This window comes from Methanoculleus sp. DTU007, from assembly GCF_001512385.1.
GTDB lineage: Archaea > Halobacteriota > Methanomicrobia > Methanomicrobiales > Methanoculleaceae > Methanoculleus > Methanoculleus thermophilus.
This window is the reverse complement of the sequence record NZ_LFRO01000073.1, coordinates 1-18,737: the sequence shown is the minus strand read 5'-3', so window position 1 is coordinate 18,737 and position 18,737 is coordinate 1. Positions and strand designations below refer to the sequence as shown.

Below are 18,737 nucleotides of genomic sequence, written 5' to 3'. Positions count from 1 at the left end.
ACTGACCGACTAAAAGTCGGTCATAACCCGGAATTGATCGATCTCTTCGGTGTTCAGTTCCTCGAGGAACTCTTCCGCCGCATGCCGGATGTTCTTGCTCGCGGTGATAGCCCGACCGACGACCAGGATGTCCGCACCGGCCTTGAGCGCGTCCTTCACGACGTCCTGCCGGATACCGCCCGCGGTCGCGACCAGCAGCCGCTCGCCGCCCGCCTTCTTGATCGCCGGGATGTCTCCCCAGGCGTGAGTAGTCTCCTCGATATCGATACCGCGGTGGAGCTCCACGACATCCGGCTTCACTTTCAACTGCTCGATGACGGCGCGGGGATCCTCGACGTTGAGCATGTCGACGACCGTATATATCCCGGTCTTCCGGGTGTCCTCGATCGCCTTCTCGATCGTCGAGAGCGGCGCAAGGCCGGAGATCACGACGGCGTCGGCACCGGCATCGGCGGCCATCCGGGCCTCAAGATTGCCGGTATCAAGCGTCTTTAAGTCGGCGACTATGAACGCATTCGGCCGGATCTCGCGGATCTCGGAGATGATCGAGAGCCCGAACTTCTTGATCAGGGGTGTGCCCGCCTCGATGATCAGGTGGTCGTTTTGGGGCAGCGACTCAAGGACCTTGCGCATGTGGTTCTTATCGACAAGGTCCATCGCGACCTGGAGGTACGGTGGGTCCCAGAGGCGCTGGACCTTGAAGCCCATGACCGCGTGGGCCGCCCGGTCCTTCTCGTGCATGAGCGTCTCGACGTCAGGGAACCGGTCGAGAGCCCGGCGGATCGCGAGTTTCATCGCGCCGTAGTTGAACCGGTAGATCTTGTTGTAGTCCTGTGCGGTGGGGTGAAGGAAGACGCTCGCCAGGATGACGGTGTCCTCGATATCGATCCCCTCAAAGACGCCCTCCTCGACCGAGTCGGCGACTGCCTTCGCGACCGCCGCCTGGACGGGTCCGAACATCTGGTTTACCTGATACTCCTTCTTTAGAGTGACCTTCGGGATGATGAGCGTCGAGGGCTTCGTCAGCAGGTTCGGCCTGACGACCGCAAGAAGCGGTGTGTGCCCCTTTGAGAGTTGTGAGAGTGAGTTTGCAAACGCCTGCCCTACCGCGCCCTCTTTGTTCCCCATTATCAGATCAATGTGCGCAAGTTCTGCGCCGTCTCCAACCAGTGCTTCACCGATGAGATACATATGCATGCCCTCAAATAGTGCAGAAATATTAGTGGGACTCCTATTAAAGACCTCCCGGTTCCCCTCCTGAACCAGCCCTGCAAGGGGACATTTCGCGAAGAGGAATGAATAGAGCGGAGGTTCCGCCCCAAGGAAAGGCGGTCGGGTGCGGCCTGTGAGGGTGACGAAAGGTATAATCCATCCTCGCTCTCTTGCGCCGGGCATGTCGGAACTTTTCACCCTCCAGACGCCGCTCCTTGAACTCATCCTCCGGGCGGCGGTAATCTACTTCTTTCTGTTGCTTGTCATGCGGCTCATCGGCAGGCACGAGTTCGGGCAGCTGACCCCCTTTGACCTCATTCTCCTGCTCATCATATCTGAGAGCATCGCAGAAGCGTTCACTGCCGGTGACAGTTCCCTGCTTGCCGCTCTGGTCAGCGCCTCGACACTCCTCGCCCTCTCAGTACTCGTATCCATCGGGCAGTACAAGAGCCAACGAATCCGCAAGATTGTCTCCCCTGAAGCACTGAAAGTGATCGAGGACGGGAAGATCATCGAAAAGAGCCTCAGGCGAGAACTGATGACGCATGATGACCTCCGCGAGCGGCTCCGTGCACTGGGTATCGCCAGTATCGAGGAGGTGCGGATCGCCTACATCGAGAGTGACGGCGACATCTCAGCGCTGACCTATCGCGAGACCGACCGAAGCCGGGCAGCGGCAGTTGAAGAGAGAAAGAAGACGGAATGATTTAACTCAGGAGATAGGGCATGGGCTCACGCGGGGGTGCGAAAGGAACCGCCAGCGCCTACTCTATCTTCAGATACGAAGCAAGTATCCTTGGATTCAGTCTGAAAAAGTTCCAGGAAGATACCCCACAGTATCAGGCAAAAGATCGAAAGAACGTGGGGTCGGTGAGATTTGAACTCACGATCGACGGGTCTCTCCGACATGCATCAGTGCTCCAACGGGTCATCATCTCGTATTCAGGAGACCCATTGTTCATCACGTGCAAAGACCGCTGGAGCCCGTCGCCATTCCGGACTAGGCCACGACCCCTTTCCTCTATATCGTCGACGTCATGAAACATAAGGATTGCGCTGGAAAAACCAGTAAACCATATAACGATATGCTGACCCATTTATATAGAATGGTTGAGGGCAGTTACGCGTGTGGGAACTCGCAGATACCTCTTCTTGGCATCACCATCGGTGAGATGCTGAACCGAATTGCAGCAGCGCATCCGGATAACGAGGCGCTCGTCTCCGTCCATCAGAATATCCGCTGGACGTATGCGGAGTTTCTCGAGCGCGTCGATACCCTTGCGCGCGCCCTCATGGCGCTTGATGTGGAGCGCGGTGACCGGGTTGGAATATGGGCGCTGAACTATGCGGAATGGGTGCTTGTCCAGTTCGCCACGGCAAAGATCGGCGCCATCATGGTGAACATCAACCCGTCTTACCGGACCTATGAGTTCGAGTACGCCATGAAGCAGGCGGAGATCCAGACGCTCATCATTCAAGGGAGGTTCAAGACCTCCGACTACGTTGGTATGTTCTACGAGGCCTGCCCGGAGGCATTCGAGGCAAAACCCGGTCGGATCCACAGCGACAAATTCCCGTTCTTAAAAAATGTCATCTTCCTTGGGGATATTCCCTACAACGGGATGTACACCTGGGACGAGCTCATGGAGAAGGCCGCGCTCATCAGCCCCGACGAACTCAGAGAGCGGGAAGAGGCGCTTGACTTCGACGATCCGGTCAACATCCAGTATACCAGCGGGACGACTGGGTTTCCGAAAGGGGTCATCCTGACTCACCACAATATCTTGAACAACGGCTTCATCATCGGCGAAGGGATGAAGTTCACCCATAAAGACCGGCTATGTATCCCGGTGCCGTTCTACCACTGCTTCGGGATGGTCCTCTCGAATATGGCCGTCGTCACTCACGGCGCCACGATGGTCCTCCCATCGCCGATCTTCGACGCCGAAGCGGTCCTCCGTACGGTTCAGGACGAGCGGTGCACGGCGCTCCACGGCGTGCCGACGATGTTCATCGCGGAACTCTCCCACCCGAACTTCCCGAAGTATCGTCTCGATACGCTCCGGACCGGGATCATGGCCGGGTCGCCCTGTCCAATCGAAGTGATGCGTGAGGTCAACAAGAAGATGAATATGTCCGAGATCGTGATCGTCTACGGACAGACCGAGACCTCACCCGGCGTCACAATGACGACGACCGACGATCCGCTGGAGCGGCGTATCACGACCTTGGGAAAACCCTTCCCCCACACCGAGATCAAGATCGTCGATCCGCACACGAAGCGGATCGTTCCCCGCGGCGAGACCGGGGAGATCTGCGCCCGGGGTTACTGCGTGATGCGCGGGTATTACAACAACCCGAGCGCCACCCGGGCGACGATCGACGAGAGCGGCTGGAACCACACCGGCGATCTTGGCGTGATGGACGAGGAGGATTACATCAAGATTGTCGGGCGGCTGAAAGATATGGTGATCCGCGGTGGAGAGAACATCTACCCGCGCGAGATTGAGGAGTTCCTCCATAACCATCCAAAGATCGCCGATGTTTATGTAATCGGGGTGCCCGACAGGAAGTACGGCGAGGAACTGATGGCCTGGGTCAAACCCGTCAACGGTGCGACCCTTACGGAAGATGAAGTGAAGGAGTTCTGCCGCGGCCGGATTGCGCACTTCAAGATCCCACGCTACGTCAAGTTCGTCGATGACTTCCCGATGACGGTATCCGGGAAGATCATGAAGTTCAAGATGCGGGAGATGGCGATCGAGGAGCTCGGTCTTGAGAACGAATCAAAGATCGAGACCGCGTAAACCTTTTTTTGATCCAAAAAGGCGCTCAAGAATAGAAACTCCGGAAGACTTCTTCAGGCATCATCATAACTTCATTTTTATACCATGGACGTTACCCCACCCCGGGGGAGATCCATGGATCATCGACTCCTGTATCTTGTATGTATCTTTATTGTAGCGTTGGCGGCCGCTGCAGGTGCGGCACCGGTCGGGGAGACCGGTGCAGTCGCCCCGGTGCAGGTGACGACGAACCAAAGCGACCAGATCTCCGCAGCGATTGACGGCGAGAGGATCGTGTGGGTGGATGGACGGCACGGCGGCGCCGACATCTACCTCTATGATATCGCCGGCGGCACAGAGACTAGGGTCACCGACGGGAATGCCATCGCGCTCTGGCCGGAGATCTCGGGGAACCGTATCGTCTGGGAGGACAGCCGTTCAGGAACACCGGAGATCTGGCTCTATGATACGACAACCAGGACGGAGACCCCGATCACCAACGGAACCGGCGGAAATGTGCCGGCAATCGATGGAGATACGGTCGTCTGGCTTGATGGGCGGGCCGGAGACGATGGTGGCATCTATGCCATGAACCTGACAACTCAAGAGACGACGCGGATTTCATCCGGCCCGGTGCAGGGGGATCCCCTGATCATCTCGCCCGATCTCTCGGGCGATACTGTCATCTGGGCTGACCAGAGCAGCGGGAACTATACCGTCTTCGTGAGTCAGGGAGGAGGAGCACCGGTATCGCTTGCAAGCAGCAGCGCGATGCAGGGGTTCCCGGCGATCTCAGGAGACCGGGCCGTCTGGTCCGAGGTGGGGAACGGTTCGTCGTCGCTCGTCATCCATAACCTCACGTCTGGTGAGGAGCAGCGGATCGCCGGCGGCCCGCCGGGGCTGGTCACCTACCTCGATATATCAGGGGATCTAGTCGTCTGGCAGAACGCCACGAGTCAGGATACCGATGACATCTACCTGTATGAGATCACCACCGGGGAGATCCAGCAGATCACGAGCGACAACGCTGCGCAGTATCTCCCGCAAATATCAGGCGATCGGATCGTCTGGATGGATAACCGGTCCGGGAACTGGGATATCTACCTCTATACTCCTGGCGCATGACCGGTTCGAGGGGAGGGGGCCCTGCCCTCCTCCAGACCTGATCAGGCCGAATTTTTTGCCCGCTCGATGAGCGACCGGGCTGCCGCAGCAGCCTCTTGGATGATCTCTTCTTCGCCCGGCACCGTCCGTTCGTGCATCAGGACCCTGCCTCCGCAGAGGACGGTCATGACCGCACCGCCGTTGCAGGCGTAGACGATGTTAGAGTCGGGGTTGTAGAGCGGGGTGTTGCAGACCGCCCGGGCATCGAGGAGGACGATATCGGCCGGTGCGCCCACGGTCAGCGTCCCCGGGCCAATACCGAGCGCCCGGGCGCCCGCCGCGGTCGCCATCATGACAGCCTCGCCGGCGGGAAGCAGGGTCGGTGAATTCCAGGCAAACTTCTGGAGCAGCGCGGCAAACTTCATCTCCTCAAAGATATCGAGGTTGTTGTTCGAGGAGCAGCCGTCGGTCCCGAGGGCGACGTTTGCCCCATACTGCTTCAGCCAGTGGTAGGGCATCGCCCGGTTGACGGCGAGCTTCATGTTGCTTGCCGGGTTGTGGGAGGCGGAGACCCCGCGCTCTCCAAGGAGCCGGCACTCGGCCTCGTCGAGCCAGCAGCAGTGCGCGGCGACGGTCCGGGGGGTGAGGCAGCCGTACTCGTCGAGAAGGTACGTGGGACGTTTGCCGAACTGCGCGACGCAGTCGGTGACCTCCTTCTCGGTCTCGGAGAGGTGAACGTGGATCCCGATCCCCTGCTCCTTTGCGTACTCCGCACACCAGGAGAGACCCTCGGGGGAGACGGTGTAGACGGAGTGGGGACCGACGGCCGCCTGGATCCGCGGGTTATTGAGCGATCTTATGTGATCAACGAGGGCTTCGGTCGCCTTGATCTCGGCCTCGCGCTTCTCTTCCATCCCAAGGTCGATGAACCCGTAGGCGAGCGTCGCCCGCATCCCCATATCGTCAACCGCCGCTGCAGCCCGATCCATAAAGAAGTACATGTCGTTGAACGCGACGGTACCGCTCTTGATCATCTCCAGACACGCGAGTTTTGTCCCGGCGTAGACGTCGTCGCCTGTAAGGTGTGCCTCAAGCGGCCAGATCTTCTGCGAGAGCCACTCCTGCAGCAGCATATCGTCTGCATACCCCCGCAGCAGGGTCATTGCGGCGTGGGTGTGGGTGTTGACAAGGCCTGGGACGGCAAGCCGGTCGGAGCCGTCGATGACGATATCGGCGTCGATCGCCCGCCGGGCGTCCTCCCCGATCGCGGCGATCGTTCCGGTCTCGTCGATCGCGATGTCTGCAGTCGATCCGTTGATGGAGGCCCCGGCGATCAGGACCGAGCCCCGGGCAGTAAAGATGTCATCTAAGTCTGTCATGCAAGTCGTTCCACAATTTTTTCAAGGATATCCCCTGTCCTTTTGGCATTCGCCCGAGAGGTCGCGAGGATGTGTTCGTAGGTCAGGGTCTCGCTCCCGAGACCGTTTGCATAGTTGTCCACGGTGCAGAGGGCGGCAAATCGCATTCCTAGTTCCAGGGCGAGCGTCGCTTCGCTTGCAACCGTCATCCCGACGATATCGGCAACCTTTGAAAGCCCCTTGACCTCGGCGACGGTCTCGATCCGGGGTCCCCGGGTCTGGGCGTAGACGCCCCCTACACGGGCTTCGGGGACGAGTTCGCCGAGGGTGCGGATGAGGTCCGCGTCGAGTTCGGGGCGGACGTGCTCGATGCTGCACTCATAGATGGACGGGATGTCGGTGAGGCTTAAGTAGTCGGTCGGGATGACGATCGAGCCCGGCGGGATCTCGGGCTTTAAGGAGCCGGTCGAGCCGATGGCGACGATCCGGTCCACCCCGAGGATGGCGAGTGCCGAAAGACACGCGCGGTAGTTGATGCGGTGCGGGGGGAGACTGTACTGGTGGCGCAGGAGGAGGGCAAAGGCTCCTGTATACACTTCCGCCTTTCCATAGGGTGTGGCGACGGTCGTCTTCTCGAGGGGCGGCAGGTCGGCGAAGAGGAGGCTCGTGCCCCCGATGATCCCGAGCACTAGGCCCACCCCGCGGCTCTTTTAGCCGGCATAGCGGCATACACTTCTCCGTGCGTCATTCCTGTCTATCGGGTCGACGTCTTATGGGAAAAAGCCCATCTTTTCGGTGCAGGAGAGACGCGGTCCAGAAGGGTTTACATCTTCGGCGACAACCTGGATTCATGGGCAGGATTCTCATAGTCGGCGAAGACGCCATTCGGGCCGGGCAGTGCACGGACGTCTACTTCCAGCGGGTCGTGGAGGTCATGGAGAAGGACGGCGTCAACCCGGAGGTCACGATGGAGGTGACCGCCGCGGTCCTCCCGGATCCCTGGGGAGTCTTCTGCGGCCTAGCCGATGTCGTCGAACTCCTTGAGGGTGTTCCTGTGAACGTGGAGGCGATGCCGGAAGGCTCGATCATTCACCAAAACGAGCCCGTCCTCCGAATCTCCGGGCGCTACCGGGACTTCGCGGTCTATGAGACCGCCATCCTCGGGTTCCTCTGCCATGCTTCGGGCGTGGCGTCGGCGGCGGCCCATATCCGGCTCGCAGCTCAGGATCGCCCGGTCTACTCCTTTGGTTCGCGCCGCCAGCACCCGGCGATTGCCGCGATGGTCGAGCGGGCGGCCTGGATCGGCGGGGTGGACGGGGTGAGCAATACCTGTGCGCCTGAGGGGATCCCGCTCGCGGGGACGATGCCGCATGCCTTCGTGATGTGCTACCCGGGGACGGAGGAGACCTGGTCTGCGTTTGCCCGGGGAGCGGGGCCGGAGGTGCCGCGGATCATGCTCGCCGATACGTTCGCCGACGAAAAGATGGAGGCGGTGAGGGCGGCGGCGTGCGGGGCGAAGGCGGTCCGGCTGGACACCCCGCGGTCGCGGCGGGGGAACATGCGGGCGATCATCGAGGAGGTGCGCTGGGAGCTCGATATCCACGGCTATCCGGACGTCAAGATCTTCCTCTCCGGGGGGCTCACCCGCGCCGACGTCGCAGCCTACCGCGATATCGTGGATGCCTTCGGGGTCGGGGGGGCGATCGCGAACGCGCCGGTGATCGACTTTGCAATGGACATCGTCGAGGTCGAGGGGAAGCCCATCGCAAAGCGCGGGAAACGAAGCGGCGTAAAGCAGGTCTACGAGATGCCGGACGGCCGGCGGGTCACGCTGCCCCTCGCCGCCCCGGCGCCGGAGGACACAGTGCCGCTCCTCGTCCCCTTCATCAGGAACGGCACCGTCGTCGCGCGCCCGGAGATGGATGATGCGCGGGAGCGGGTGCTCTCCCGGCTATCAGGCCTCGCGGACGCGTGATATGGAGGTGAGGGGCCGGAATCCTTTTTATCTGATGACGATCAACATAGTAGGGTAACAGGGGCCGATAGATCAGGGGGAGATCGCTACCTTGGCATGGTAGAGGCCGCGGGTTCAAATCCCGCTCGGTCCATCTTGTTCTTTTAAGCATATTTTTTCTGTAAGATCCACCGTATCACCTATCGTTTCTACCAGATAAACCAGCACCTCTCCTGCTCAAGGATCTCTTTCCGGAAGCGAAGATACTGTAGTCTGTTGTCGTTCCTCCTGCCCAAGCGCCGCTACGCATAGACTGGAATTGAGATAGTGCCGATCCTTCTGCTCCCCTGGAAGCAGACCTATCTGATGAATAACAGATTTGTTATGTAACAGGTTTGTCATACACTCATCCAGGAGGGGGTGTCTGCGGGGTTGAGCGTTGGCAGCAACTGCTGCAAACATGCTGCAATCTGCTGCCAATGTCAGGAGTATGAAGAGACTGAGTTCAATACTGGGGGACACCTCGGCAGGCCACGCTGAACCTATCCCGTATAACTGGATAATGTTTTACAAAAGATCCTCAATCTCTTCCCGCTCAACCCCGGCTTGCTTGGGGATCTCAAGAAGCGTGCCGATCGGAAGGTCCCGGCCATGCACCGGGACGGTGACCCGGCGTTTTGTCTCCGAATGGTAGAAAATGTGATGGCTTCCCTTCACCCGGTCCAGAACAAACCCTTTCTTCTCAAGAATCTTGATGACCTTCTGGGCCGTGAGTGCCGGAAGTTCAGGCATGGGCTTCGACGGTGAGGGTGTATTCCAGGAGTCCTTCTTCTGTAGGTATCTCCTCGCCCTTCTCCTGGAGATGCTCAATGTAGAGTTCGATAGCCTCCCGTGCCATCTCTATCGCCTCGTCAATGGTCTCCCCATAGGTGACGCAGCCAGGAAGGGTCGGTACGGTGACGGTGTACTCGCCTTCTGGCTCTTTCCTGAGGAAGATACAGTAACTGACTAGTCTCATCGTATCGCACCCTGCTTGCAGCCATAACCCAACGATGTAAGAGGGTCCATGCGGACGCTGCCTCGCCCTACTTACTCGTCGCGGAATGGATTTACGACCTCAAGTGCGCAGATCCCAGAAAAATCACTCTCGTTTCGGGTGACAAGCGCACAGTCGTGGGTGAGAGCAGTGGCTGCGATGACCGCATCGGGGAGTTTCATTCCACACGTTCGGCGCAGGTGGATGGCACGGTCGGCAATCATATCAGTCAGGGGATACACTTTGGCAGAGCGGATGAAGTCCTGAGCCAGTGCATACCCTTTCGGAGTATGCTTCTTCCAGCCGAGAAACTCGATCTTCGTGACGATCGAGACCCGAAACGAAGAGGTGAGCATATCTTCTATCTCGCCCACCCGCTCTGGCGGAATGGCATCTGCTAGGTAATAGATGAGAATATTCGTATCGAGCAGGTACCGTTTCATACCCGGTCCCACTCATCCCGCAGGATCTTGGCCTCGGCCTCCAGGTCGAGATCCAGGTCCCGGTACATGCCCCGGTATCTCGCTGGCTCGGCAACCCCGACAGGTCCGTCAGCAGGTTTTCCGGCGGTCAGGCTCTCCCAGAGGTCAATGGGCACGATAACATCGGTCTTTCTGCCTTCTGCATCACAGATGTAATGCACTCCCATGCCGCACACTCCAAGATATGCGTATATGGGTGCTTCAGACGGATTATAGTTGCCTTTTCCGAACCATTTCATTGAGGGGCTACCACTGAGCAGCCGCAAGGCCTTTGAGGGGACCCGGATTTTCAGCGTCAAATGCCTGCAGACCCCATATCTCTTGGATATTCACAGCACTCTATCTCATCCGTGAACAAGAACGAGATAACTTCCAGATATGGAAAGAGATCGCAGACTCAATCCTCACCTGCTCCATCCTGTTCCCCCTCCTCACACTCCAGGACAAACGCCCCCTGGTACCCGCACTGCTTGCAGTGATACAGCGTCGCATACAGGCCGCGGGCTTCCCAGTAGATCTCGGTGCTCCGACATACCGGGCAGCGGATAACTCTCCTGGCTATCCCGCTCATACGGATCTCCCTGGTCGTCCGGGATTTTGAGAGTTTTGTATCACCTCCATTCGACGCCAATCATATTGGCCGGCATCCGGCACAGCACCCGGACGATCATGGCATGGGGCAATGTGTACAACTATAAGTATCCCGCAGACCCAGATACAGGTGTAAGAAGAATTGGCCATGAAGATTCACAAGGAGATTCTCGAGACCTTCCCCGGCCTCTCTGTCGCAGAAGGCAATGTTGGACCGCTCTCGATTCAGGAGAAGATCCCGAGTCTGGAAGCTCTGAGGGACGAAGTCATCCGCTCGGTAAGAGAGCAGTTCACGCTTGAGCGGGTAAAAGACGAACCGATCTTTAGAGCCTACAGAGACTTCTTCTGGAGGGTGGGTGTCGACCCGACAAAGACCCGGCCTGCCTCGGAGGCCCTGGTCCGGAGGATCCTGGCCGGGAAGATGCTCCCAACGATCAACACCGCGGTGGGTGCCTACAATCTGGCCTCGATTCGCACGGGCATACCCATCGCCGCGTTTGACGCCGATACTCTTGCCGGAGACCTCGCTATGCGGTTTGCAGAGGAGGGTGAAGAGTTCCTCGGGATCGGGATGGCGGCGCCCGTTCTTCTTCATAAGAACCAGGTCGTTCTGGAAGACGGGAACGCGATCGTCGCCGTCTATCCCTACCGCGACTCGGATGCAACAAAGATCACCCTCGCTACGAAGGTCGTGCATATTGTGGCCTGCGGCGTGCCGGGGGTCGAGAGCGGGAAGGTGCAGGCGGCGTACGAACTGGCTGCCGAATATCTGCAGAGATACGCTCCAGGCATCCTGTGATGCGATGGATGCCAGAATCACGGGAGAATCATGGATCATAAAGCAAGGTTTGCAGCTCGTTCCCTGCATAAGCACTACCCTGAGCCGGAACGACTCCCGGTAGATGCATCCCTGGTCTTTGTCCGCGGCGAGGGGGTCTGCGTCAGAAGAGGCAGCACACCAACCATCTACAATGCGCAACCCCCGGACCTTCCAGAATGTCTGCAAAAGAGCGCCCAGTACCTCGGCCACCGGGGAAGCACACCCTGCTACGCCGTCGAGGTTCCCGGCGACCAGCCCCTGCCCGAAGGACTGGCATACTTCGGCGTACGCGAACTTGCCGGCCTCATCCCGGACGAGGAGCTTGCCGTTGCCGGGCTTGCAGTCCAGATAATCGATTACGACCGAAACACCCGATTCTGCGGGAGGTGCGGTACGCCGACGAAGCCCGCACGCATCGAGCGTGCCAAAGTCTGTCCGTCCTGCCACCGGGCTATCTATCCCCGACTCTCCCCGGCGATTATAGTACTCGTGAGGAAGAACGACTCCATCCTCATGGTCCGGGGGGTGAGGGCGCCGCCCGGCAGGTACAGCCTCGTCGCCGGATTTGTCGAGCCCGGCGAGACGATCGAAGATGCCGTACACCGCGAGGTCCGTGAGGAGACGGGAATCTCGATCAAGAATCTCCGGTACCTTGCAAGTGAACCGTGGCCGTTCCCCGACTCACTCATGCTCGCGTTCGTTGCCGATTACGAGAGCGGAGAAGTCACCCCGGACGGCGTCGAGATCGAGAGTGCCGCATGGTTCGACCGGGACCACCTCCCGGACCTGCCTCCAAGACTCAGCATAACCCGGGCGCTCATCGATGACTGGGCGGGGTCGGTCTCCAGGGGCCAGGAACCGTAATAAACTAAAAGAGATGGTTTGAGCCTGGCGTTCAGGGACAACCAGCTGCCGAAACAGACATATGGCTCCCTGGATATGTGATGGCTATGAAGATCATACTAACCAGTATATTTGTGGACGACCAGGAGAAGGCTCTGAAATTCTACACTGAAAAATTGGGCTTTGTAAAGAAGAGCGATCTTTCTGCCGGAGAATACAGATGGCTTACCGTCGTCTCTCCCGAGGATCCAGGTGGCACTGAGCTTCTGCTTGAGCCGAACGAGAATCCAGTGGCACAGGCATACCAGAGAGGAATATTCGAACAGGGCATCCCCGCCGCGTCCTTTGGTGTCGAAGACACCCATGCGGAGTATGAGAGGCTCAAAAGCCTGGGCGTGAAGTTCACGATGGAGCCGACAAAGGTCATCGGTCAGGTGACAATAGCAGTCTTCGAAGACACCTGCGGCAACCTCATCCAGATTCAGACAATGCAAAAATGAACTAATTCACCCGATTTATGAAAAAATCAGGCAGAAGGCCCTTCACTTCAGTGGAGGGGTGAATACCGTCTACCGATTACAATATTTAAGTCAAATCATTCAAAATCCAGTACAGGAGATATGGATATCTTTGATACAGTCTACCAAGGCACGCCGCCCTGGGACATCGGCCGGCCCCAGCAGGCATTCATCGACCTCGCGGCGGCAGGGGAGGTTACGGGCTCCGTCCTGGATGTCGGGTGCGGGACGGGGGAGAACGCCCTCTTCTTTGCAGAGCAAGGCCACGACGTCCTCGGGATAGACACCGCCGCTCTCGCGATCCAGAAGGCCGAGGAGAAGGCCGCCCAGAGGGGGATTGGGGCGCAGTTCCGGGTCTGGAACGCGTTCGACCTTGCCGGGCTTGGGCGGACGTTTGATTCCGTCATCGACTCCGGATTCTTCCATGTCCTCTCCGACGAGGACCGGTCCCGCTTTGCAGAGAGCCTTGCGGCCGCTCTTGCGCCCGGCGGGAAGTACTTCATGCTCTGCTTCAGCGAGCAGAACCCCGGCGAGTACCCCCTGCCAAGGAGGATTGCGCAGGAGGAGATCCGGGAGACCTTCCGGGAGGGCTGGTCCATCGACTACATCAGGCCGGCGGTCTTCGAGAACGCCATCCAGGCCGAAGGGCACCATGCCTGGTTTGCGTCGATAACGAGGAGAGTGTAGGGCTGCCGGTAAACGTCCCTGTTGCCCAGGAGCCACCAGACCTCCGGCCGGTCTCACTCCCGCCTCCAGGCCCCTCAAATTTCAGGAAAACATAATACAAAGCCATAAATCAATTTATAACACATAAATGCCTATGAGGGCATGGCACTCTATTATCTGCCTCGCAATTGCGCTTACGGTGCTCTTCTGTGGCTGTCTCACGGTTGAAGTCCATTCTAAGGTCGATGTAGACGCCACGGTGAGCTCGTACTCGTTCAATCTTACAACGAACCAGTTCGTGTATGATGCACTGAAGGAGAGCGCAAAAGAGCAGGGATATGCTACGTTACGGGAATCACTCCTATCGCAGACCGAACCTGGGACTATCGAATACAGCGAGGTCTGGGATGGCGATACGGTTACGATCCGCATGGATAGCCTGCGACCCACACAGTTGCTCGATCCAGGAAACTGGACGGTGCAAAAGGTCGACGGGTATATGATTTACCGGGATGCCAGGTTCGTATCAAATGAGTCTACCGATGATTCGGAAGAACTCGTCGATGAATCAGATGAGTTTGTTGATGATTCTGACTGGCTCGGCAATGAGTCGGATGAGTTCGTTGATGATTCAGATTGGCTCGGCAATGAAGCAGACGACCTCGGCGATGCGTTGTTAAGCGGTGTCAGCCTGCACTACTACCTTGAGATGCCCGGGAAGATCGTTGATACCAACGCAAACACGGTGAACGGGAATAAGGCGGAGTGGCACCTGACCGGTACGGACGTCTTCACGACTGAGATCTATGCTAAAAGCGAGGTCCCGGCCCTTGCATTGCCCGGATTCAGCGCGCTGGCCGCACTTGCCGGGCTGGCTTGTGCGCTGGTATGCCTGTACCGGAAGAACAGGTAATGGAGAGACGGCCCTGCAGGTGTATGGATTCCATCTCCATTTCTTAACCAACTCCTTTTCTTAAGTGGATATTTCGAGGCGCCTCCAGTATCCTCGCACCACTCCAGAAGTCTCATCTAAGACAGCCAAAGTTGCCGTACAGCCGTCTACGACCGATAAACATTTACAAATCTTTAAGTTACTTTTTCTGCAAAAATCTGAAAGCAGGAGTGTGCAGTATGGCACGTAAAAGAATCCCATTGATCAGTATAGTTGCCCTAATTATTGCCCTAGTCACCGTTGCTGCATGTGTTGGAACTAATGAGGCAGAGAAGGTGCCCGGGAAAGTAGTTACGCCCCCCGCAGTGACCGAACCAGCAACAAAGACGCCCACGCTGGATGATATGAAGGCTCTTGCCGTGGAGATCGCGAGTGCGATCGACGGCGACACTATGGCGGCGCTCAAGCCAGGGGATGAGACCACCCCGGAGTACGCTGCCATCCACGACCAGCTCGTGGCCTTCCGCGAGGCAAACCCGTGGGTCACCTACGTCTATACCATGCGCAAGACCGAGAATGTCACAGAGTTCGTCGTGGATGCAGACTACGGCACTGGTGATGCAGATGCATGCGCAATAGGCGAGATCTACTCTCCCACGGAAGAAGACACCGTGTTCCTTGCCGGGTTTGAGGAGCCTGCGGCCGAAATTGACGTTACCGTCTATGGCTACGCACCAATCAAGGACGCAAGTGGCGCCAGCGTTGGGCTTGTCTGCCTGGTACCCGGAGTCCCGATTGCACAGAGCGACCTGGAGGCTCTCGCGGCGGAGATCGCAAGTGCGATTGACGGCGACGCTCACGCCGCACTCAAACCCGGCGACGAGGACACCCCGGAGTACACTGCCATCCGCGATCAGCTCGTGGCCTTCCGGGAGGAAAACCCTGAGATCAGTGGAATCTACACCATGCGCAATGCAGGGGACATCACCGAGTACGTCGTGGATGCAGACTACGGCACCGGTGATGGATGGGCAATAGGCGACATATACACCCCAACGGCTCTGGACACTGCCCTCCTTGCCGGATTTGAGGAGCCCTCGGCTGAGATTTACGCTTATGTCTATGGCTATGCTCCAATCAAGAACGCGAGTGGCGCCGGTGTCGGGGCAGTGATTCTCGAAGCAAGAATCCCGATCACGCAGGAGAGGGTGAAAGCGCTCGCGGTGGAGATTGCAGGTGAGATCGACGGCGATGCCATGGCGGCGCTCAAACCCGGCGATGAGGGCACTCCGGAGTACATCGCCATCAGCGATCGGCTCGAGGCCTTCCGGAAGGAAAACCTCGGGGTCATCTATGTTTATACCATGCGTAAAGCAGGGGACGTAGCCGAGTACGTCGTGGATGCAGACTACGGTCGCGCGGAATCTGCCAAGATCGGCGACGTTTACGTGCCGAACGAGAGTGACGTCGCGCTCCTTGCTGGATTTACGGAACCATCCGTAGAACCCGGGTTTTACCTCGACGATTGGGGTAACAGGACCGCCACCGTCATCTCCGGATATGCTCCGGTCAAGAGCTCAGACGGTACCATCGTCGGACTCGTTGGTGTCGATCTGGGAATTCTCCACTGATCACTCTCCATTCCCGGTCGGAGGAATGTATCATCCCCTCCGGGGATCTTTTTTCCGGAAAAGATAACTCTCCATGCGGCAAGAGCGTATTATGAAAGATACAGTCTCAAGGACGGGCCAGTGTGCTGCAGGACCATCCGCGCCGAAGGCGGACCGCATGGCTCTCCTCAAAGAGATCGCCGCATTCACCCGCGAGTACGCCGATGTCCTTGCCCGGTACCACACCTACACGATGGACGACCTCAACCGCATCGAGCAGGAGTGCTGGAGGCTGCACGACGAGGCGTGCAGCAGGGGAGCCTGCGGGAGCGCCGGGGAACTTGCGGAACTCGAGTACCTCATCGGCCGGGCGAAGGAGATGATGGCGAAGATGATGGAGAGCGAGAGAGGGCCGGGATAAGCCGGCGCCCTCCAGCCGGTCATCGGGGCGGGTTGCCCGGGGAGAATCCTCCACCACCATCCCGATGCGGCATTCATGCGCATACAACTCCGGGAAGTGCCAGGATGGATTGTGTGAAGTTCTTTCTGGATGAGGGCGTCGACGTCTTCGCCCGGGTCGGGATCGAGGAACTCCCCGATGCGGATAGAGAATCGGTGCTGCGGTTCCTCCCGGCCGCCCGATCCGTGATCGTTTTTGGAAGAGAGGTCCCCGCTGCGGTATACCGGATGCCGCCGAACGAGGAGACTCGGGAGATGCTCCGGATCGCCGGGAGCCTGGACGACACCGCCCTGCGGCTCGCCGGCCTCCTGGGTGCGGAGGGTATCGCTGCCCGCCCCGTCCCGCTCTACCTGCCCGTGCGGGTCGTCGACGGGAGGGTGCAGGGCGTCGTCCGCTTGAAACAGGTCGCCGCGGCCGCGGGGCTCGGGGAGATCGGCACGAGCACTCTCCTCCTCAACCGGCGCTTCGGCCCGCGGCTGCTGCTCTCCGGCGTCGTGACCGGCCCGGGTGCCCCGGAATTCGGGAGAAAGGATGGGGCGGGCGGCAACGGTGCGCCGCTCTGCACCGGGTGCAGGGCCTGCATCCGGGCATGCCCGGAGGGAGCGCTGGGGCCGGAGGGTGTCGATGCGTTCCGGTGTCGGACGGTGCGTGCATGGGTTCCGCCCCCGGTCGTCCCGGCCGTGAAGTGGCTGCTCCGGCGGCGGCTCCTTCTCGGAGTTCTTGCCCCGCTTGCGCCGCTCGTTGCCAGGACGGCGACGATCCGGTGCAGCCTCTGCGTCACCGGGTGCCCGGCGCTTCCGGGAGCGGCTGAAGAGAGTTATCCGCGAAAATTTTCGTGAAAATCGTAATCAGCCGCTGTAAATTTGCGAGTCTTTAAGTTCCTGCTTCTGCAATAGATCCGTGAAGGCATATCGGATGACAGGCCAGAAAGTTCTGATAGCCGCAGTTATTGCGCTGATTATTGTTGCAGCAGGGATTATGCTTGCATTTGGGCCCGGCGCGACCGGGCCGGCTCCCGCCGAGAGCGTGCCGGTGAAGAAGGTGCCCACGCAGGATGAGATGAGGGCTCTCGTGGCGGAGATTGCGGGGCAGATCGACGGAGACGCCTTCGCCGCGCTCAGGCCCGGCGACGAGAATACCACGGCATATATCGCCATCCATGACCGGCTCAATGCTTTCCGGTCCGCAAATCCCGAGATCGTCTACATCTCGACGATGCGCAGGGTGGGGGACGCCATCGAGCAGGTCGTTGATGCGGACTACGGCAGCAGCGACGGATACGCAATCGGCGACGGATACTACGTTGCGGAACCGGACGAGCCTTTCCTTGCCGGATTTACGGAGCCCTACACTGAGGTCTACTCCAGGGTCTACGGGTATGCTCCGGTGAGGGATGCAAGCGGCGTCGCCGTTGGCGTAGTCTGCCTCGAACCGGATGGCCCGATCGAGCAGGAGCGGATCGAAGCCCTTGCAGCGGAGATTGCAGGGCAGATCGACGGAGACGCCTTCGCCGCACTCAAGCCCGGCGATGAGAATACCACGGCATTCATCACCATTCGCGACCAGCTCGAAGCCTTCCGGACCGCGAACCCCGAGATCAGCTACATCTACACGATGCGTAAGGTCGATGATACCGTCGAGTATGTCGTGGACGCAGACTACGGCAGCGAAGACGGAGTTGCGATAGGCAACGGCTACGCCCTGACGGATCTCGACGCCGGACTCCTCGCCGGCTATGAGGGACCCACCGCCGAGATCTACTCCATCATCTACGCGTATGCCCCGATCATGAACGCGAGCGGCTCCAGCGTCGGGATCGTCGGCGTCGATATGGGGTTCGTTCACCGGCCATAAGCGCTGATCGGGAAGCGGGGGCGCCAGCCCCTCCTCCCGAATGCTATGAAGGTCCCGGTCTATGGGCGATCTCGGGTGCACTGACGGGAGTTCGGCGGGGTTGCCCGCCTCCCCTCCTCACCAGACCTCTTGGCCGCCGGCAAAATGGGCGGTGAAGATCCTGCCTGGATCGTCCGTCTCTTCTACGTTGGGGATCTTCGCACCCGCGAGACTCCCGAACCCCGCGGGCACATAGAGGGTGAAGTCCAAGGGAGCCGCACCGTTCGAGGCGGCCCTTGAGATATGCAGCGACGGCATGGGGGTCACAGTGCAGCCAGTATCACAATATGCTTCGTAGTCACACCCCGCCGGGTACTTTTAAGTACTTCCACCTGATCCATCCTAACCGGGAGCGAGAGCGCTATGCCGGAACAAGCAGCCCCGGACCGGGTGAGCCTCGAACTCGTCGCAGAGGGGTTCACCATGCCCGTTGCGCTTGCATCCCCCGCAGACGGGACCGGGCGACTCTTCGTTGCGGACCTTCCCGGCGTCATCCGGGTCATCGACGCCGA

The 18,737-nt window shown here is 59.2% G+C and carries 22 protein-coding genes and 2 tRNA genes; 14 read left to right on the top strand and 10 right to left on the bottom strand.

Going from position 1 to position 18,737, the window contains the following annotated elements; all coding sequences use genetic code 11:
• Nucleotides 1–9: 9 nt before the first annotated feature.
• Nucleotides 10–1,191: a bifunctional 5,6,7,8-tetrahydromethanopterin hydro-lyase/3-hexulose-6-phosphate synthase gene (locus tag ACI94_RS07825; RefSeq protein ID WP_066955489.1), complete on the bottom strand. Its 1,182-nt coding sequence runs from the start codon at nucleotides 1,189–1,191 to the stop codon at nucleotides 10–12.
• 202 nt (nucleotides 1,192–1,393) lie between these two features.
• On the opposite strand from ACI94_RS07825, the gene ACI94_RS07820 reads away from it, so the two are divergent.
• Nucleotides 1,394–1,918 (top strand): DUF421 domain-containing protein, encoded by a 525-nt coding sequence (locus tag ACI94_RS07820; protein WP_066955486.1) that lies wholly within the window; start codon nucleotides 1,394–1,396, stop codon nucleotides 1,916–1,918.
• A 156-nt stretch (nucleotides 1,919–2,074) separates the two neighbouring features.
• Here ACI94_RS07820 and ACI94_RS07815 read toward each other — a convergent pair.
• A tRNA-Trp gene (locus ACI94_RS07815) sits at nucleotides 2,075–2,227 on the bottom strand.
• Nucleotides 2,228–2,318: 91 nt separating this feature from the next.
• Between ACI94_RS07815 and ACI94_RS07810 the strand changes: the two genes are divergently transcribed.
• Together ACI94_RS07810 and ACI94_RS07805 are read left to right on the top strand one after the other, a co-directional pair.
• Nucleotides 2,319–4,019 (top strand): AMP-binding protein, encoded by a 1,701-nt coding sequence (locus tag ACI94_RS07810; RefSeq protein WP_066955483.1) that lies wholly within the window; start codon nucleotides 2,319–2,321, stop codon nucleotides 4,017–4,019.
• A 114-nt stretch (nucleotides 4,020–4,133) separates the two neighbouring features.
• The gene (locus tag ACI94_RS07805) at nucleotides 4,134–5,123 is read left to right on the top strand and encodes a TolB family protein (RefSeq protein WP_066955480.1); all 990 of its coding nucleotides are present in this window, start codon (nucleotides 4,134–4,136) and stop codon (nucleotides 5,121–5,123) included.
• Between the two features lie 41 nt (nucleotides 5,124–5,164).
• Here ACI94_RS07805 and ACI94_RS07800 read toward each other — a convergent pair whose 3' ends face one another.
• Entirely contained in the window at nucleotides 5,165–6,481 is a 1,317-nt protein-coding gene (locus ACI94_RS07800) for an amidohydrolase family protein (RefSeq protein ID WP_066955477.1), read from the bottom strand.
• Nucleotides 6,478–7,149 carry an MTAP family purine nucleoside phosphorylase gene (locus tag ACI94_RS07795; protein ID WP_066955474.1) on the bottom strand — a complete coding sequence of 224 codons (672 nt, stop codon included), beginning with the start codon at nucleotides 7,147–7,149 and terminating at the stop codon, nucleotides 6,478–6,480. The genes ACI94_RS07800 and ACI94_RS07795 overlap by 4 nt, the downstream gene beginning before the upstream one ends.
• A 161-nt stretch (nucleotides 7,150–7,310) precedes the next feature.
• On the opposite strand from ACI94_RS07795, the gene ACI94_RS07790 reads away from it, so the two are divergent.
• Entirely contained in the window at nucleotides 7,311–8,435 is a 1,125-nt protein-coding gene (locus ACI94_RS07790; RefSeq protein WP_273258947.1) for a nicotinate phosphoribosyltransferase, read from the top strand.
• Nucleotides 8,436–8,496: 61 nt separating this feature from the next.
• A tRNA-Ala gene (locus tag ACI94_RS07785) sits at nucleotides 8,497–8,568 on the top strand.
• A 413-nt stretch (nucleotides 8,569–8,981) separates the two neighbouring features.
• Here ACI94_RS07785 and ACI94_RS07780 read toward each other — a convergent pair.
• The 5 genes from ACI94_RS07780 to ACI94_RS07760 all read right to left on the bottom strand — a co-directional run bounded on the left by ACI94_RS07780 (nucleotide 8,982) and on the right by ACI94_RS07760 (nucleotide 10,503).
• The gene (locus ACI94_RS07780; protein ID WP_066958423.1) at nucleotides 8,982–9,206 is read right to left on the bottom strand and encodes a type II toxin-antitoxin system HicA family toxin; all 225 of its coding nucleotides are present in this window, start codon (nucleotides 9,204–9,206) and stop codon (nucleotides 8,982–8,984) included.
• Nucleotides 9,199–9,432, bottom strand: a complete 234-nt coding sequence (locus tag ACI94_RS07775; protein WP_066958425.1) for a type II toxin-antitoxin system HicB family antitoxin — start codon at nucleotides 9,430–9,432, stop codon at nucleotides 9,199–9,201. Before ACI94_RS07775 ends, ACI94_RS07780 begins: the two co-directional genes overlap by 8 nt.
• 71 nt (nucleotides 9,433–9,503) lie before the next feature.
• Entirely contained in the window at nucleotides 9,504–9,893 is a 390-nt protein-coding gene (locus ACI94_RS07770) for a type II toxin-antitoxin system VapC family toxin (protein ID WP_273258950.1), read from the bottom strand.
• On the bottom strand, nucleotides 9,890–10,099 hold the full coding sequence (locus ACI94_RS07765; RefSeq protein ID WP_066958427.1) for a hypothetical protein: 210 nt from the start codon (nucleotides 10,097–10,099) through the stop codon (nucleotides 9,890–9,892). The genes ACI94_RS07770 and ACI94_RS07765 overlap by 4 nt, the downstream gene beginning before the upstream one ends.
• Before the next feature lie 230 nt (nucleotides 10,100–10,329).
• Complete coding sequence (locus ACI94_RS07760) at nucleotides 10,330–10,503, bottom strand: TFIIB-type zinc ribbon-containing protein (protein WP_150468736.1); 174 nt, start codon at nucleotides 10,501–10,503, stop codon at nucleotides 10,330–10,332.
• 168 nt (nucleotides 10,504–10,671) lie between these two features.
• Between ACI94_RS07760 and ACI94_RS07755 the strand changes: the two genes are divergently transcribed.
• From ACI94_RS07755 to ACI94_RS07715, 9 genes are all read left to right on the top strand, one after another.
• Nucleotides 10,672–11,322, top strand: a complete 651-nt coding sequence (locus ACI94_RS07755; protein WP_066958429.1) for a B3/4 domain-containing protein — start codon at nucleotides 10,672–10,674, stop codon at nucleotides 11,320–11,322.
• A 30-nt stretch (nucleotides 11,323–11,352) separates the two neighbouring features.
• Nucleotides 11,353–12,207 (top strand): NAD(+) diphosphatase, encoded by an 855-nt coding sequence (gene nudC, locus ACI94_RS07750; protein ID WP_273258953.1) that lies wholly within the window; start codon nucleotides 11,353–11,355, stop codon nucleotides 12,205–12,207.
• 86 nt (nucleotides 12,208–12,293) lie between these two features.
• On the top strand, nucleotides 12,294–12,686 hold the full coding sequence (locus ACI94_RS07745) for a VOC family protein (RefSeq protein WP_066958584.1): 393 nt from the start codon (nucleotides 12,294–12,296) through the stop codon (nucleotides 12,684–12,686).
• A gap of 120 nt (nucleotides 12,687–12,806) precedes the next feature.
• Nucleotides 12,807–13,391: a class I SAM-dependent methyltransferase gene (locus tag ACI94_RS07740; protein WP_066958432.1), complete on the top strand. Its 585-nt coding sequence runs from the start codon at nucleotides 12,807–12,809 to the stop codon at nucleotides 13,389–13,391.
• Between the two features lie 133 nt (nucleotides 13,392–13,524).
• Nucleotides 13,525–14,283 (top strand): hypothetical protein, encoded by a 759-nt coding sequence (locus tag ACI94_RS07735; protein WP_286681281.1) that lies wholly within the window; start codon nucleotides 13,525–13,527, stop codon nucleotides 14,281–14,283.
• Nucleotides 14,284–14,627: 344 nt separating this feature from the next.
• The gene (locus ACI94_RS07730; protein ID WP_066958436.1) at nucleotides 14,628–15,893 is read left to right on the top strand and encodes a hypothetical protein; all 1,266 of its coding nucleotides are present in this window, start codon (nucleotides 14,628–14,630) and stop codon (nucleotides 15,891–15,893) included.
• Nucleotides 15,894–15,984: 91 nt separating this feature from the next.
• Nucleotides 15,985–16,293, top strand: coding sequence for a hypothetical protein (locus ACI94_RS07725; RefSeq protein ID WP_066958438.1), 309 nt, complete (start codon nucleotides 15,985–15,987; stop codon nucleotides 16,291–16,293).
• Between the two features lie 113 nt (nucleotides 16,294–16,406).
• Nucleotides 16,407–17,171 carry a hypothetical protein gene (locus ACI94_RS07720; protein WP_066958440.1) on the top strand — a complete coding sequence of 255 codons (765 nt, stop codon included), beginning with the start codon at nucleotides 16,407–16,409 and terminating at the stop codon, nucleotides 17,169–17,171.
• Nucleotides 17,172–17,247: 76 nt separating this feature from the next.
• The gene (locus tag ACI94_RS07715) at nucleotides 17,248–18,186 is read left to right on the top strand and encodes a cache domain-containing protein (protein WP_150468735.1); all 939 of its coding nucleotides are present in this window, start codon (nucleotides 17,248–17,250) and stop codon (nucleotides 18,184–18,186) included.
• Between the two features lie 117 nt (nucleotides 18,187–18,303).
• Here ACI94_RS07715 and ACI94_RS07710 read toward each other — a convergent pair whose 3' ends face one another.
• Complete coding sequence (locus ACI94_RS07710) at nucleotides 18,304–18,483, bottom strand: hypothetical protein (protein WP_066958443.1); 180 nt, start codon at nucleotides 18,481–18,483, stop codon at nucleotides 18,304–18,306.
• Nucleotides 18,484–18,737: the final 254 nt, after the last annotated feature.

Coding starts and splice junctions, on each gene's coding strand:
- ACI94_RS07825 (WP_066955489.1), bottom strand. CDS start 1,191: ATGTATCTCATCGGTGAAGCACTGGTTGGAGACGGCGCAGAACTTGCG.
- ACI94_RS07820 (WP_066955486.1), top strand. CDS start 1,394: ATGTCGGAACTTTTCACCCTCCAGACGCCGCTCCTTGAACTCATCCTC.
- ACI94_RS07810 (WP_066955483.1), top strand. CDS start 2,319: ATGGTTGAGGGCAGTTACGCGTGTGGGAACTCGCAGATACCTCTTCTT.
- ACI94_RS07805 (WP_066955480.1), top strand. CDS start 4,134: ATGGATCATCGACTCCTGTATCTTGTATGTATCTTTATTGTAGCGTTG.
- ACI94_RS07800 (WP_066955477.1), bottom strand. CDS start 6,481: ATGACAGACTTAGATGACATCTTTACTGCCCGGGGCTCGGTCCTGATC.
- ACI94_RS07790 (WP_273258947.1), top strand. CDS start 7,311: ATGGGCAGGATTCTCATAGTCGGCGAAGACGCCATTCGGGCCGGGCAG.
- ACI94_RS07780 (WP_066958423.1), bottom strand. CDS start 9,206: ATGCCTGAACTTCCGGCACTCACGGCCCAGAAGGTCATCAAGATTCTT.
- ACI94_RS07775 (WP_066958425.1), bottom strand. CDS start 9,432: ATGAGACTAGTCAGTTACTGTATCTTCCTCAGGAAAGAGCCAGAAGGC.
- ACI94_RS07770 (WP_273258950.1), bottom strand. CDS start 9,893: ATGAAACGGTACCTGCTCGATACGAATATTCTCATCTATTACCTAGCA.
- ACI94_RS07765 (WP_066958427.1), bottom strand. CDS start 10,099: ATGGGAGTGCATTACATCTGTGATGCAGAAGGCAGAAAGACCGATGTT.
- ACI94_RS07760 (WP_150468736.1), bottom strand. CDS start 10,503: ATGAGCGGGATAGCCAGGAGAGTTATCCGCTGCCCGGTATGTCGGAGC.
- ACI94_RS07755 (WP_066958429.1), top strand. CDS start 10,672: ATGAAGATTCACAAGGAGATTCTCGAGACCTTCCCCGGCCTCTCTGTC.
- nudC (WP_273258953.1), top strand. CDS start 11,353: ATGGATCATAAAGCAAGGTTTGCAGCTCGTTCCCTGCATAAGCACTAC.
- ACI94_RS07745 (WP_066958584.1), top strand. CDS start 12,294: ATGAAGATCATACTAACCAGTATATTTGTGGACGACCAGGAGAAGGCT.
- ACI94_RS07740 (WP_066958432.1), top strand. CDS start 12,807: ATGGATATCTTTGATACAGTCTACCAAGGCACGCCGCCCTGGGACATC.
- ACI94_RS07735 (WP_286681281.1), top strand. CDS start 13,525: ATGAGGGCATGGCACTCTATTATCTGCCTCGCAATTGCGCTTACGGTG.
- ACI94_RS07725 (WP_066958438.1), top strand. CDS start 15,985: ATGAAAGATACAGTCTCAAGGACGGGCCAGTGTGCTGCAGGACCATCC.
- ACI94_RS07715 (WP_150468735.1), top strand. CDS start 17,248: ATGACAGGCCAGAAAGTTCTGATAGCCGCAGTTATTGCGCTGATTATT.
- ACI94_RS07710 (WP_066958443.1), bottom strand. CDS start 18,483: ATGCCGTCGCTGCATATCTCAAGGGCCGCCTCGAACGGTGCGGCTCCC.